Annotated in this window: 9 protein-coding genes; 4 read left to right on the top strand and 5 right to left on the bottom strand. The window is 64.0% G+C overall.

The features are described 5' to 3' along the window. Positions 1–114: 114 nt before the first annotated feature. A complete protein-coding gene (locus J8F10_RS01395; protein WP_210651971.1) occupies positions 115–414 on the bottom strand; it encodes a hypothetical protein in 300 nt (99 codons plus the stop codon). A gap of 351 nt (positions 415–765) precedes the next feature. Between J8F10_RS01395 and J8F10_RS01390 the strand changes: the two genes are divergently transcribed. Then, positions 766–1,791 carry a hypothetical protein gene (locus tag J8F10_RS01390; RefSeq protein ID WP_210651970.1) on the top strand — a complete coding sequence of 342 codons (1,026 nt, stop codon included), beginning with the start codon at positions 766–768 and terminating at the stop codon, positions 1,789–1,791. 104 nt (positions 1,792–1,895) lie between these two features. Here J8F10_RS01390 and J8F10_RS01385 read toward each other — a convergent pair whose 3' ends face one another. Next, entirely contained in the window at positions 1,896–3,080 is a 1,185-nt protein-coding gene (locus tag J8F10_RS01385; protein WP_246522750.1) for a thiamine-phosphate kinase, read from the bottom strand. 100 nt (positions 3,081–3,180) lie between these two features. Between J8F10_RS01385 and J8F10_RS01380 the strand changes: the two genes are divergently transcribed. From J8F10_RS01380 to J8F10_RS01370, 3 genes are all read left to right on the top strand, one after another. After that, positions 3,181–3,669, top strand: a complete 489-nt coding sequence (locus J8F10_RS01380; protein ID WP_210651969.1) for a metallophosphoesterase family protein — start codon at positions 3,181–3,183, stop codon at positions 3,667–3,669. 70 nt (positions 3,670–3,739) lie between these two features. After that, positions 3,740–5,146, top strand: coding sequence for a trypsin-like peptidase domain-containing protein (locus J8F10_RS01375; protein WP_210651968.1), 1,407 nt, complete (start codon positions 3,740–3,742; stop codon positions 5,144–5,146). Positions 5,147–5,275: 129 nt separating this feature from the next. Then, the gene (locus J8F10_RS01370; protein WP_210651967.1) at positions 5,276–8,641 is read left to right on the top strand and encodes a S41 family peptidase; all 3,366 of its coding nucleotides are present in this window, start codon (positions 5,276–5,278) and stop codon (positions 8,639–8,641) included. 142 nt (positions 8,642–8,783) lie between these two features. On the opposite strand, the gene J8F10_RS01365 is transcribed toward J8F10_RS01370, so the two are convergent. The 3 genes from J8F10_RS01365 to J8F10_RS01355 all read right to left on the bottom strand — a co-directional run bounded on the left by J8F10_RS01365 (position 8,784) and on the right by J8F10_RS01355 (position 13,860). Then, the gene (locus tag J8F10_RS01365; protein WP_210651966.1) at positions 8,784–9,722 is read right to left on the bottom strand and encodes an SMP-30/gluconolactonase/LRE family protein; all 939 of its coding nucleotides are present in this window, start codon (positions 9,720–9,722) and stop codon (positions 8,784–8,786) included. 268 nt (positions 9,723–9,990) lie between these two features. Then, on the bottom strand, positions 9,991–13,077 hold the full coding sequence (locus tag J8F10_RS01360) for an HzsA-related protein (RefSeq protein ID WP_210651965.1): 3,087 nt from the start codon (positions 13,075–13,077) through the stop codon (positions 9,991–9,993). A 231-nt stretch (positions 13,078–13,308) separates the two neighbouring features. Further along, positions 13,309–13,860 (bottom strand): hypothetical protein, encoded by a 552-nt coding sequence (locus tag J8F10_RS01355; RefSeq protein WP_210651964.1) that lies wholly within the window; start codon positions 13,858–13,860, stop codon positions 13,309–13,311. Between the last annotated feature and the right edge of the window lie 197 nt (positions 13,861–14,057).

Here is a 14,057-nt window from a genome sequence, read left to right as displayed (position 1 = left end):
CGGTGCCGTGTTGAGGTCGTGCGAACGGCGCGGCGTAAGCCCGCCGGTTAAGCCTATGGAGCACCGGCGGGCTTGCGCCGCGCCGTTCGCCAATGCCCTGTGAGATTGTGCGATTCACCCGCGCGGGGCGAAGATCCCACTGATGAGTAGTCCAACGGACAGCGCGCCGAGGGCACCGAGCAGGCCCGAAACCGCTGCCGGCTTCGGTTTCGCGACCGGGCGTCGGGGGGCACTTTCGATCCGCGTCTGGCAGGCTTTGCAAACCGGCACCGGGCGCCCGTTCACAGCAGGAAGGGCGCGAATGCGCGCGAGGTACGCGGGGTTATCGAGATTGTCGGTTTCGACGAGGAACCGGAGCTGTTGAGCGGGCTCGAGGTTACCCTTGCAGGACCAACAGCGGCACAATTCAGTCACGGCAGTCCTCACCGCGTGCGGAAACAGAGGCAGAAGCCTCGGGGGGGCAAAAGTAAGTGGACGGAGAGGTTACGAGTAAGTGTAAGGTATCTCACTCTCGCCGGGAGTCAAAGTTTCGGGCGGCAAGCTACCAGTTTTCGCCAATTTGTCGAGATCGAAATCACGTCGATTACGCATTTGACAATCTCCCGTGCTTCGCGTCTCGTCTGAATTACAGGAACGCGCTGCCTTTCCACAGAGAAGCGAAATCCGCACTATGCTGTTAGCCGAGTCGCCGTAACTCGTCACAAACAATCTCCGATCGGCGGCGCCCGACACCGCCCGTTCTCACACTCTTTTCGAGGCCTCATCATGCGGACGCGGATCGCTGCCGGCATTGCCGTGCTCACGGCAGTGATGGTCGTTCTGGCGGGCGGCTCGTCGAGCCCCGCCGGCGCCCAGGATAAATCCAAGATCGTCCCACCGGCCCACCTGTACGGGCACGACCTGCGGGTGCGGACGGGCGGCGATCCGAACTTCGGGCCGACCACGCCGCGCATCGGCGTCGAGTTCTTCCGCGACGAATCGACGCGGGCCATCGTCGCGATCAGCGACTCGGGCTCGATCGCGGTCACGAAGGCCCCGATCGGCGCACTGGGCATGGACAAGACGTGCAAGTGGCTGACCGCCCACGACCTCTCGTGCCGCAAGGCCGGCGAAGCGGAGTTCACGCAGAAGACCAAGAAGTTCGGCGTCGAACTGTTCCAGGACCGGGCCTCGAACACGTTACTCTACGTGTCGGAAACGGGCAGCGTCGTGCTGGCGCCGGTCCCCGGCGGCTTGGTGACCGACAAGGGTCCGAAGTGGCACCACGCGCTGGAACCGAAGGTGCGCGCCCCGGAACAAGAAAAGTTCGACGCCGCGAAGAAGTTCGGCGTGGAGATTTTCAAGGACGAGAACACGGGCGGGTTGATCTACGTCACCGAAGTCGGCGCGATCGCCCCGGCCGCGGCCCCCGGTGCCGCACCGGACCCGAAGAAGATCCTGCCGCCAAAAACGATGTACGGGCTCGTGCTCCGCGTGCGCGGGGCGGACGAAACCGAGTTCACCGCCAAGACGAAGCAGATCGGCGTAGAAGTGTTTGAAGACCCGAACTCGAACGTGCTGCTCTACATCACGGAAGCCGGGTTCGTGGCGACCGCGCCGAACACCGCGAAGATCCCGGCCGACGCGAAGGGCGTGACGTGGAAGGGCGCGATGGCCCTCCGTGCCCGTAAAGCCGGCGAAAAGGACTTTGACAAGGCCCGCAAGTTCGGGATCGAAGTGTTCGAGGACAACCGCACCGGGAACCTGATCTTCATCAGCGAAACCGGCTCCATCGCGGTACTGCCCAAGTAGGCTTTAAGTCGAAAGTCAGAAGGTCACAGGTCGTAAAGTCGAAGACCCTAATAATTGGGGTCTTCGACTTTACGACCTGTGACCTTCGACTTGCAGACCGAATCTCACAGCGCGTGTACCCACCCCGTTGGCGCGAGTGGCTTCCGCGCGGCCCCCTCTTCGATCCACAAGCCTGCTTCGATACACTCCCCGATCTTGGCCAGTCCCGGTACCGGTGGCTGATGCAGTAGCTTCGCACCGTCCGCCGGCGACACCGCGAACACCAGCTCGAAGTCTTCCCCGTCCCCCAGAGCGTGCTGAAGTGGCGTCTTGCCCGACGTGCGGCTCAGCTCACGCGCGGCGTCAGAAATGGGAATCGCTTCCGCCCATAGCACGGCACCACACGCGCTCTCTTCACAGATGTGATTCAGGTCAGCGGCGAGGCCGTCACTGATATCGAGCATCGCCCGCAGTTCGACCGCTTCGTGCAAAAGGAGCGCTTCGCGCACGCGCGGGGTGAAATCCAAGTGGTGCCCCGAGATACTTCCCCCGAGCGGGCCGGTCACGAACAACCAGTCGCCCGGCTTCGCGCCGGAGCGCCGTACCGGGCCGCGCGCGGTGGCTTCGCCGAGTGCCGTGACCGAGATCACGAGTTTGTCGGTCCAGGTGTTGGTATCACCGCCCACAATTGCGACACCGAAAGCGTCCGCGACATCACGCAGCCCGAGATAGAGTTGTTCCGCAAGACCTACCCCCCTTTCAGAGAAAGGGCTGTCGGCAGAACCTACCCCCCCCGCCCCCCTCGCTCCTTGTGAGGGGGGCGGGGGGGGGGATCCCTTACAAGGAGCGAGAGGGGGAGGTTGTAGCTGTAACCCCTCCCCAACCCCTCCCCTAAGCGGAGAGGGGCTTAAAACCACCTCGGGTTGCGTTGTGTCTGCCGCATTTGGTTCTGTTCCCCCTTCCTTCCTAGGGAAGGGGGTTAGGGGGTTAGGTTGCCTTTGCCTCTCTTCAGGGAGGGGGGATGGAGGGGTAGGTCGAGGTAGCGCCACACTCACGACCGCGGCCGTGGGCACACCGGCCATCGCCGCGATGTCACTCAGGTTCACCGCCATCGCCTTGCGCCCGATCCGGCGCGGATCGATTTCCGAGAGAATGAAGTCCGTGCCGTCCATCAGCATGTCGGTCGTGACGAGCAGTTCGTGCGCGGGCGGCGCGAGCGCGGCACAGTCGTCACCGGGGCCGATCCGCACGCGCGCATCGGTCGGGGTTTGTGCCCGCAACCACGCGATGTACTCGAATTCATTTGGCATTGGTGTCGCGCTTCACGTGTACGAGCCATCGCGGGTTCCGATGGTCTGGGTGTATAGTACGTTGACGACAGTTCCCTTCTCACTCCGTTTTGGCGCGGCTATGCGTCTGGGTATCCTCTCCGACACGCACGACGAACTGGAGCGCACGCGGCACGCCATCGAACTGTTACGGGCCGCGGGAGCCGAAGCACTGATTCATTGTGGCGATCTGGTGTCGCCTGCGCTCGTGGCCGCTCTACGTGTGCTGCCGAGCTGGTTCGTGTTCGGGAATCACGATTCGGACATGGTTCCGCACCTCGAACGAGCTGCCGCCGAGTTGGGCGTTACCTGCTTGGGTTGGGGCGGCGTGGTCGAACTGGACGGCAAACGCATCGGTGTAGCCCACGGCCACATGAGTGCGGACGTGCGCCGGGTGCTCGCCGCGCAACCCGATTACTTCCTGTCGGGCCATTCGCACATCGCTTCGGACGTTGTGTCAGGTTCGGTGCGGCGGGTCAATCCCGGCGCGCTTCACCGCGCCGATGAATTCACTGTCGCGCTGTTGGAAGTGGGGAGCGGTGAGTTGCGGTTCCTCTGCGTACCGAAGTAGTGGTGCCGTGCGCGGGTTTGCGTCTGGTACAATCATTTCCAGTAGGCAAATGCACCGCGGAGAACACACGATGAAAGCCGAACGCTGGGCGCTCGCTGCCGGGTTTCTCGCTCTGGGACTGGCCGGTGGGATGTTCGCCACGCAGCCGCTTTCCGGCCAACCCGCGGTGCCGCAACTGAACCAGCCCCAACCCCTCCCGGGGCGCGAGTGGCAGTCACTCGCGCCCGTGGCGAAGCGCGTGCTGCCGGGCGTGGTGTGCATCGAAGGCAAGGGGCGGGCCAAGCGGCTCGCGGGCGAGGACACCGACCCCGGGTTCGGCTCCGGCGTGCTCGTCGACGCGACCGGTGTCATCCTCACGAGCAACCACGTCGTGACCGATCTCGATTCGGTCGAAGTCACCCTCACCGACGGGCGCAAATTCTCCACCGGCGACATCCGACGCGACCCGAAAACTGACATCGCGCTCGTGAAGATCGAATCGAAAGATCCCCTGCCCTTCCTCGAGTTCAGTGACAGCGACGCGATGGAAATCGGCGACCGCGTGCTGGCAGTCGGTGCCCCGTTCGGCCTCACGGGTTCGGTCACGAGCGGCATCGTGAGTGCAAAGGGGCGCAACAACCTGAAACTGAACCAGTTCGAGGACTTCATCCAGACCGATGCGGCCATGAACCCGGGCAACAGCGGCGGGGCACTCGTGAACCTCGACGGCAAGGTGATCGGCCTCACGGCCGCGATCAAAACGCGCAGCGGGGGCTTTCAGGGCGTCGGCCTCGCGGTCTCCAGCAACCTCGCGAAGAAAGTGGGTGACGAGTTACTCAAAAACGGTCCCGCGCGCCGGCCGTTGCCGCCGTCATTCGGGATCGCCGTCCGCGACCTCGACGAAGAGAGCGCGAAGAGGGCCGGGGCACGAAGCACGAACGGCGCCGTGGTGACGAGGGTCGTCGATGATTCGCCCGCGGCCAAAGCCGGTATTTCGATCGGGGATGTGATTACCAAGATCAACGGCGAACTGGTCAAAGGTTCGCGCGACGTGCAGAAGATCACCGCGATACTGCCCGCCAACCAGGTCGTCGACGTCCTGCTCTGGCGCGACGGCAAGTTCTACGTCGGCAAGGTGAAGGTGGAGGGCGAACAGCAAGCACTCAAACCGGATGCACCTTTCGCCCCCGCACCGGGCGGCGTCACCGCGGACAAGATCGGACTCGCGCTCACTGATCTCACGGCCGAGTCCGTGAAAAAGAGCAACTTACCGAAGGATTTAAAGGGCGTGGTGGTCGCGACCGTTGCGCAGAACAGCCTCGCGGAGAAGTCCGGCCTCAGTCGCGGACTGATCGTACTGAAGGTGGATAAGGTCGCCGTTACCTCGGTCGCGTCCTTCGACGAAGCGCTGAAACAAGCGAGCACCGAAAAGGGCGCGATACTGCACGTCCTGCGTGCGAACGGCGACGTGGATTTCGTGGTGCTGCGGTTGAAATAACAGTACACAGGGCGGGAGCCCGGTTCTTCGCCCCGGGCACGTTTATTCCCTTCCACCCGCGTTCGCGGCGCGTAAGATGTCGCTTGCCTATCCTTTGTATCCTCTCCCAGCCCCATCGAGGCGTTCATAATGAAACGCTCGTTCCGACTCGTTTTGCTCGCGGCGGGGATATTTGCCCCTGCCAGCGCGAGCGCCCAGCCCGATGCTACCGACACGCGGCTACTCACAATGCCGGCCGTGAGCGCGAAGAACATCGCGTTCGTTTACGCCGAAGATTTGTGGGTCGCCGATATTGACGGCAAGAACCCGCGCCGGCTCACCACCGACCTCGGCCTGGAAGCCTACCCGGTGTTCAGCCCCGATGGGCAGACCATCGCGTTCAGCGCCCAGTTCGATGGCAACACCGACGTTTACACGATTCCTCTCGGCGGCGGCGCCCCCACGCGGCTCACCGCGCACCCCACGCCCGACATCGTTCGCGGGTTTACCCCGGACGGCAAGAGCGTGCTGTTCTCGTCGCCGCGGAACGTTTACAGCAACCGCTACCAGCAGCTCTTTACCGTACCCCTTACAGGGGGGATGCCGACGCAGCTCCCGATCCCGTGGGGCTTCGAGGCCGCGTACTCGCCGGACGGTGAGTACATCGCGTACACCCCGGTGCGCGACGCCACACCGCAGTGGAAGCACTACCGCGGCGGCACCCACTCGCGCGTCTGGATCTACAACGTTAAAACGCACGACGTGACCGAGATCTCGCAGCCCAAGGACCGGTGCAACGACCTCGACCCGAACTGGGTGGGGCACACGCTGTACTTCCGCTCGGACCGGGCGGGCGAGTACAACGTGTTCGCCTACGACACCGATAACAAGGACATCAAGCAACTCACCAAGTTCACCGACTTCCCGGTGCTCGACATCAACACCGACGGCAAGCAACTCATCTTCGAGCAAGCCGGGTACCTGCACCTGATGACGCCGCCCGAGTCCGTTTCCACGCGGCTGAAAGTCGGGATCACGATCGATAACAACGAGGCCCGCGCGCGGTTCGCGAAGGGCGCAAAGTACGTGCGCGACGTGAGCGTCTCGCCGAGCGGCTCCCGCGTCGCGGTGGAGTTCCGCGGGGAGATCGTGACGGTTCCCGCCGAGAAGGGCGACGCCCGCATCCTGACGAACACGCCCGACATTCACGAGCGCAACCCGTCATGGTCGCCGGACGGCAAAACGATCGCGTACTTCTCGGACGCCGGCGGCGAGTACCAACTCGTTCTCGCGCCCCAAAGCGGGAAGGGCGAGGCCAAGAAGGTCAAACTCACCGGCAGCGGCTTCTACTTCAACCCGATCTGGTCCCGGGACTCGAAGAAAGTTCTTTTCACCGACAACGCGGAAACCGTGTTCGTGCTCGACGTCGAGTCGAACAAGATCACGAAGGTCGTGGAGCCGAAGCACGGCCTCGGGCGCAACCTGACGGCGGCGAGCTGGTCGCCAGACTCGAAGTGGGTGACCTACGCGCTCAACACGCCCGCCCAGATCTCCCGCGTGTACGCGTACTCGCTCGAACAGAACAAAGCGACCCCGATCACCGACGGGCTGACCGAAGCGAACGGACCGGTCTTCGACGCGGGCGGGAAGTACCTGTACTTCCTCGGCTCCAACGACACCGGCATGAGCAAGCACGGGTTCAGCCAGTCGGCCGCGGACAGCCGCCAGCCCCGGTGGTCGATCAACCTCGTGGTGCTGAACAAGGATCTGCCGAGCCCGTTCCTGCGCGAGAGTGACGAGGAGAAGGGCGAGGGCGAAAAGCCCACCCCGAAGACGGACAAGAAGGACAAGGACGCGGCGTTCGCGATCGATTTCACCAACATCGACCAACGCATTCTGGCCTTCCCGCTCCCGACCGGTAACTACGCCGGGCTGCAAACCGGTAGCGCGGGCCAAATCTACTACCTCACGCGCTCCGAGGGGGGCGGGGGCGGTGGACCGGGTGGCGGCGGGGGCGCGACGCTCAGCCGTTACGACCTCGAGCGCCGGCGCGCGACCGTTGTGCAGGCCGGGGTGCAGGGGTACGAACTCACGCCGGACGGCCGGAAAATGCTCTACTCCACCGGCAATGGCAACTGGTTCATCACGTCATCGGCAGGTGGTGGCGGCGCGTCCCCGGCCGGCCCGACCAGCGGCGCAGCGCGCCCGGGCGGTCGGCCGACCGCACCGGCCCCGAGTCCGGCGGGCGGCGACGGCGGCGACGGCAAGGTGAACTTCGAGGGCATCGAGGTCCGCGTCGACCCGCGCGCCGAGTGGAAGCAGATCCTCGAAGAGGCCTGGCGCATCAACCGCGACTTCTTCTACGACCCCAACATGCACGGCGCCGATTGGCCCGCGGTGAAGAAGAAGTACGAAGTGTTCCTCCCGCACCTGACGAGCAGCGCGGACCTGTACCGCGTGGTCCGGTGGATGCTGTCGGAACTCGCGGTCGGGCACAGCTACATCACGAGCTTCGGCGAGCGCACCTTCGAGCGCAAGACCGTTCCGGGTGGACTGCTCGGCGCGGACTACGAGATCGCCAACGACCGGTACAAGTTCAAGAAGATCTACGGCGGGCTGAACTGGAGCGCGACGATGCGCTCGCCGCTCACCGCGCCGGGCGTGAACGTGAAGGAGGGCGAGTTCCTGCTCGCCGTGAACGGCAAGGAGCTGAAGGCCCCGACGGAGGTCTTCGCGCTGTTCGAGAACACCTCGGGCAAGTTGACCGAACTCACGGTCGGGCCGAACGCGGACGGAACGGGTTCGCGTACCGTGACCGTCGAGCCGATCGCGAGCGAGTACAACCTGCGCAACATGGACTGGGTGGAGGGGAACCTGAAGAAGGTCGAGAAGGCGACCGGCGGGAAGGTCGGGTACGTTCACGTGCGCGACACCGCGGCCGGCGGCATGGCCGACTTCAAGCGGTACTTCTTCCCGCAAGTCGATAAGGACGCACTCATCATCGACGAGCGGTTCAACAGCGGCGGGCAGATCGCCGACTACTACATCGACATCCTGCGCCGGCCGTTCGCGAGCTACTGGGCGCCGCGCCACGGGGCCGACAACCGCTCGCCGAGCGCCGCGGTGTTCGGGCCGAAGGTCATGATTATCGACGAGGGAGCGGGGTCCGGCGGCGACATGCTGCCGTACATGTTCCGCAAGTTCGGCGTCGGCCCGCTGGTCGGCAAGCGCACCTGGGGCGGGTTGGTCGGCATTTCGGGCTACCCGGTGCTGATGGACGGCGGAACGGTGACCTCACCCAGCTTCGCGATCTGGTCGCCGGACGGCGGGTTCATCGTGGAGAACGAGGGCGTGGCGCCCGACTTCGACGTGACCATGTGGCCGAAGGATCTGATCGCCGGCAAAGACCCGCAATTGGAAAAGGCGATCGAACTGGCGCTGGAGGCGCTCAAGAAGAACCCGCCGAAGAAGGACACGCGGCCCGAGTACCCGAAGCGGGCACAGCCGCAGCCGTAAGTAAAACGAAAGAGAAGAACCGCAGATAACGCGGATCACGCAGATTAAGACAAAAAGACGGATTTAATCACAATTCGCTTTTGTCTTAATCTGCGTGATCCGCGTTATCTGCAGTTCTTCTCTTGATCTGATCTATTCTTGCCTACTGCCGCGCTACACCCTTTACCTTCATCGGGATCGAATAGAACCCCGTGCCCGCGGTGATGAACAGCGTCTTCATATCCTTGCCGCCGAAGCACACGTTCGTGGTGCCCTCCGGGACGTCGATCGCGGTCACCTTCTTCCCGCCCTTGTCGTAGATCGTCACGGCCTTGCCCAGCGTGAAGTACACGTTCCCCGCCTCGTCGATGGTCATGCCGTCGGAGCCTTGCGAGCAGAACAGTTTGCGGTTCTTGAGCGCCCCGTCCTTCTCGACGTCGTACTGGTACGTTTTGCCCGCCCCGATATCGGCGACGTAGAGCGTCTTGCCGTCGGGCGTGCCGATGATACCGTTCGGCTGCTTGATGTCGCCGGCGTCCGCGCGGCTCAACTTGCCCTCGACCGAGACGAAGTACACGGCCTGTTTGTCCTGCTCGATCGGCCCGCGCTTCCAGTAGGGGCGCTTGTAGAACGGGTCGGAGAAGAACGCGCTGCCGTCGTCGCGCACCCAGATGTCGTTCGGGCCGTTGAGCAACTTGCCATTGTAGTCCTTCACGACGACAGTCTTTTCCTTCGTCTTCACGTCGATCTTCCACAACTCGTTCTTCTCGTCGGCACACGCCCACAAGGTGCCGTTCTTGTCGAAGGACAGCCCGTTGGAGCGCCCGCACGGTTCCATGAACGTGGTGAGTTTGCCGTCCGTGCTCCACTTCAGGATCTTGTCGTTCGGCTGGTCGGTGAAGTACACGTTGCCGTCCGCGTCGGGCGCGGGGCCTTCGGTGAACTTGAACCCGCCCGCGAGCTTCTCGACCTTCGCGCCCGGGGCCACGGGCGATTCGCCCTCCGCGCGGACCGTGCTGGGAACGGGTAACGGGTCGGCCGAATGAGCCAATAGCGGGAGCGCTGGCAGCGCGAGCGCGATCAGGAAACGTGTGCGGAACATGAGACGTCCTGCGTGGGAAAGGGAACCGCCGGACATTGTTCCCGCAATACGAACGCGGGTCAACAGTCACACAGGAGTCACAGGGGGCACGAAGTCACAGGGCTTCCGCCCTGTGCTACGAACGCCGGCCTCTCCGGGGCGAAATGCACAGACACAAAAACAAGACGGCCCCTCCGGGGCGAAGACGAGGAACCCTCGATTCTTCGCCCCGGAGGGGCCGACTTCCGTAGCACAGGGCGGAAGCCCTGTGACTTCACGTTGTGCGTGTTTACTTTGCCGAGAACGTGCGCTCGATGCGCGTGACGTTCCCCTGCTTGTCCTTCACGCTCACCGTAAGCTTCTCGTTGGCGCCGGTGAACGGGGTCGCAAGTTTCAGTTCGTACACTCTACCGCCGAGTGGGGTGAACTTCTCCGCGAGGTTCGTTCCCGGCGCCGCGCCGTTCGCAGTGAAGGTCGCGGTTACGGTGAAGCTCGTCGCATCGAGACCGGTACCGTAGTCGTGCATCCCAACCAGAATCCGATCGAGCGGCGGGTTTGCGCCGGGCTTCGGCGAAGTGAGTGCGAGCGTCGGGCGCTGGTCGTCGAGCGCCCAGCCGAAGCCGGTCTTTTGAGGCGCGGCCGAGTCGTAATCGAGGTCGATGGGGCAGCCCAAGTCGATCCAGCGCACCAGCGTCAACTTGTCCTCGTCCGTCAGCGGTGCCACCTTGCCGGCCTTCACCGCTTCCGGAGGCGGCATCACACTACCGGTGAAATCGAGGTCCGCACGGTTCCGGTTCGCGAGCGTGTTCGTGACCGGTTCACCCTTCAACTTCAGCGTGCGCGCGTCGCCGGGGGTGGTTTCTGTGGGGAAGTCGTCGTTGTTCCAACCGTCGAGCCGGGCGCCGTAGACCTTCCAGACGAGCAAGCTGCGGCGCGACTGGAACATGCGCACGTAGCGGGAGGCGTTCGCCCCGCGCCAGCCCGTAATGAGCGGCTTGTGCCCGAACCGGCCGGCCCCGTCCATCGCGAGCCGGTAGTACGTGCCGGGCACGTCGTCGCAGTCGGCCACGTTCACCGTCTTGTGGTCGTCGAGCACCAGTTTCGCGGGCGCGTCGCCCTTGAGCGTGTGGCACGCTGCGCAACTGCGGTCGAGGATCGGCTTCACGTCACGGAAGTACTCCACGTTCTTCACGCCGTCGGCGAACTTCAACCCGGTTTCTCCGCGTGCGTCCCACTGCTTCTTCGACTCGTCCTGAGCTTTTGAGGTGAGCAGCGGGGTCTTCTGCGTGAGGTCGAAGACCTCGTAGTCCGCCTTCGCCGCGGCGGTCAGTTTGAACTCGGTCGGTTTCTGGCTGTGGGCATGGCACCCGCCGCAATCGTTGCGGATTTCGCCCGGGCGCACTTGGTGCCACGTCTGGGCCATGTTCAGTACCATGCCGTTTTTGTCGAGCGTCTGAAACGTGAACCCCACGTCCGCGGGGATTTTTGCGAGGAAGCTCGTGTCCGGGTTCCCGTCGGGATCGGTCGGTTCTTTGCCGCTCGTGAATTTGCGCAGCGGGATCTCGCCGAGGACGCGCAGGCGCTCGGTCGCGTGGCTACGGAACGTGCGCCCGGAGTGCGGCCCTTTGTTGCGGTCCGTGGCGGGTTCCATCGCGAGGATGCGCACCGCGTGGATGTCGTCGTTCGTGTACCGGCCCGCGTCCGCGCCCTGGTTGAACCAGTTCAGCGAGGTGGCGTCGACCGTGGTGTTGAACAGGTCGAGGTCTTGCGTGCCGGTCGCATCCGGCCCGCCCGCGAACGCCGCGGTGACCGTGCCCGGCTTTACGACACCGTTGGGGTAGCTCTCGCGCTTGTAGAAGCTCGACGTCCCCACGAGGCCGAACGGTGTACCGGCCGGGAGGTGTTTGGAGAGCGTGCCGTCGTTCGCGAGTGAGGCGAGCTTTTTCGGCTCATCAATGCCGTGAATGCGCTTGTACGGCACCAGAGCGCGGGGCCACTGCTCGTTGTACTTCGGGTCGTTTTTGATGAGCAGCATCTCGCCCGGTTCGTTAACGGCCTTGCCCTCTTTGATGAGGTACAACCCGCCATCGACCGCCGGAACGTGGACCGTGTACCCGCCGTTGACAGGGCCGCTCGACCAGACCGTCAGGAGGTGATTGTCCGGTGCCGCGGACGGGTGCGTGACCTTGCCCACCCGCGTGCCGGTCCGCTGACCGCGAACGGCGAAATCCGATGCCCCTTCATCGGCGCGTGCGAACTGCGTGATCGACTCGACCCCATAGGGGCTAAAGGGCAACCTGCGGGTACGCGCAGCGCCCGAATCGAGGCGCCCGTGCCGCAGCGCGGGGTTCCGCGGGTCGAGCGTGTACCCCGGTCCGAACGCCGCTTCGCCACTCGGCGGCGCGAGGGGAAATTTCACCAGGCTCCCGAACCCGCTCGACGTCTGATTGTAATACTCCTCTGCGACAATGGACCCGTCCGTCATCTGCGTCTGGAAGTGCCACGCACTCGGGCTGGCGCCGGGCATGAACGCGCTGGCCATTGGCCCCCAGTTAGTACCGTCCGGGTTGATGGTCCACAGTCCCCAGAGCGTCGAAGCGCGCAGCCCCTGCGATTCGAGCGAACTGAACATGATGCGCCCGTCGCGCAGCACGGTCGGATGCAGCGCCATGCCGAGGTTCAGGTGCCCGATGCACTCGACGTTGCTGCCGTCCTCGTCCATCACGAACAGTTGCATGATGTGTGGCACGCGCTTGGGCGGTTTGAACCCGTTGCGGTTGCTCGTGAACGCGACCTTTCCGCCCGGGAGAGGGCACGGCCCCGTGTTGAAGACGCCGTACTCGAAGTAGTTCTTGCCCGCTTCGGGGGTACGGTAGTCCTTGCTCCAGTTCGCGGCACCGGTGTTGGGGGTGAACCCCTGGTGCGTGAGGCGCACGACCTTCTTCGACTTCACGTGGATCTTGTAGATGTCCGCCCCACCGGACGGCCCTTGCGAAATGCTCGCGCCCTTCATGTCGTGGAAGTGCGAGTAGTAGACCCACTCGCCGTCGAACGACACGACGGGATCGGTGACGGAACCCGCGCCCCCCTTCACCAGAATTTCTTCGGTCCCGTCCGGGTGGAGCAACATGAGGTCCGCGCCGGGGTCCATGAACACCGGGTTGGAGATTTCGGGCCAGTTGGTGCCCACCTTGTCGCCGTTCCGCCGCGCGCGAACGTAAACGATGTCGTAATCGAGTTTCACCGTCTTGTCGGACGCGACCGGTTTGGGTTCGACGTTGATCGGCCCGCTCACGTCCGGCGGTTGCGGCTGCGCCCCGGCGAGCGACACGACGACCAACAATAACGCGACGAGAAAGCAAGCGCGAAACGACATGAGGAAACCTGCGCGAAGGGCTTGAGTGCGGTCCGAACATGGTACCGCGCGGCACGCGAGCGGTCGAGATCGGGATCGTTTAACGAAATTAGGGGTTGAATCCCCTGGCTATTTCCGGTGGCCCCCGTTGGGACCGCAAACACACACTTGGTGCGTCTGCCTTCTGGACCCCGAAGGGGTCACCGGTAATAGCCAGGGGTTTCAACCCCTGGCTCGAACGAAGAACCGAGCTTACTTCACGGCTTCGGTCGCGGCTTCGGCGATTTCCTTGGCCTTCTCAGCGGCTTCCTTCGTCGTCTTGAACGCGAAGTTCTTGGCGACCGCCCCGCCCTGCTTGTAGACCAGCACGGTTACGGCGGCGGCCTTGTTCAGCTCGTACTTGGCCGGGCCGTCCTTGTCTTCGGCGATGGTCAGCGGCGTGGTCAGCTTGTGGGTGGCCTGGATCTTCTCGAAGTCGGCGGCTTCGACGCCGCTGACGCCCACGACCACGGTGCCCAGCTTTTCGTTCGTCTTCTGGACCGCGTCGACCGCCTTGACGACCGTGACGAGGTTGTCGTCGGCCTTCTGCGTGAAGATCATCACCACGGCCGGGCGCTTCTGGGCGCTGTACTGGCAGTAGTAGCACAGGCTCGTGCCGGCCTTGTCGCCGGTGATCGCTTTCACGTCGAACGGGCCGCCGACCTTCTTGGTCGAGCCCGACTTCACGTCTTCGCCGACGGCGACGGACGTGCCGAACCCGAGGACCAGAACGAGCGCCAGGCCGAGGAAACGGATCGCGCGCATGGTGTACTCCTACAGTTAGGCCGCACCCGGAACCGTACCGAGTTCGGCGGAAAGGCCGAAGAGATCGTAAGCACGTGTCGCGAGAAAGCAAGGCCCCATTTCGCGATTCGATGGGGGCGCGGTCGTGGGCGAAATTACGCGACCGAACGTTGAGACGGTCCCGGGCGGGCGATTATTCGACCGCTTCATAAAATGGG

The sequence above is a fragment of the Gemmata palustris genome (genome assembly GCF_017939745.1).
Classification (GTDB): Bacteria; Planctomycetota; Planctomycetia; order Gemmatales; family Gemmataceae; genus Gemmata; species Gemmata palustris.
Note: the sequence above shows the minus strand (reverse complement) of the source record. Positions and strands in the feature narration are given on the sequence as shown.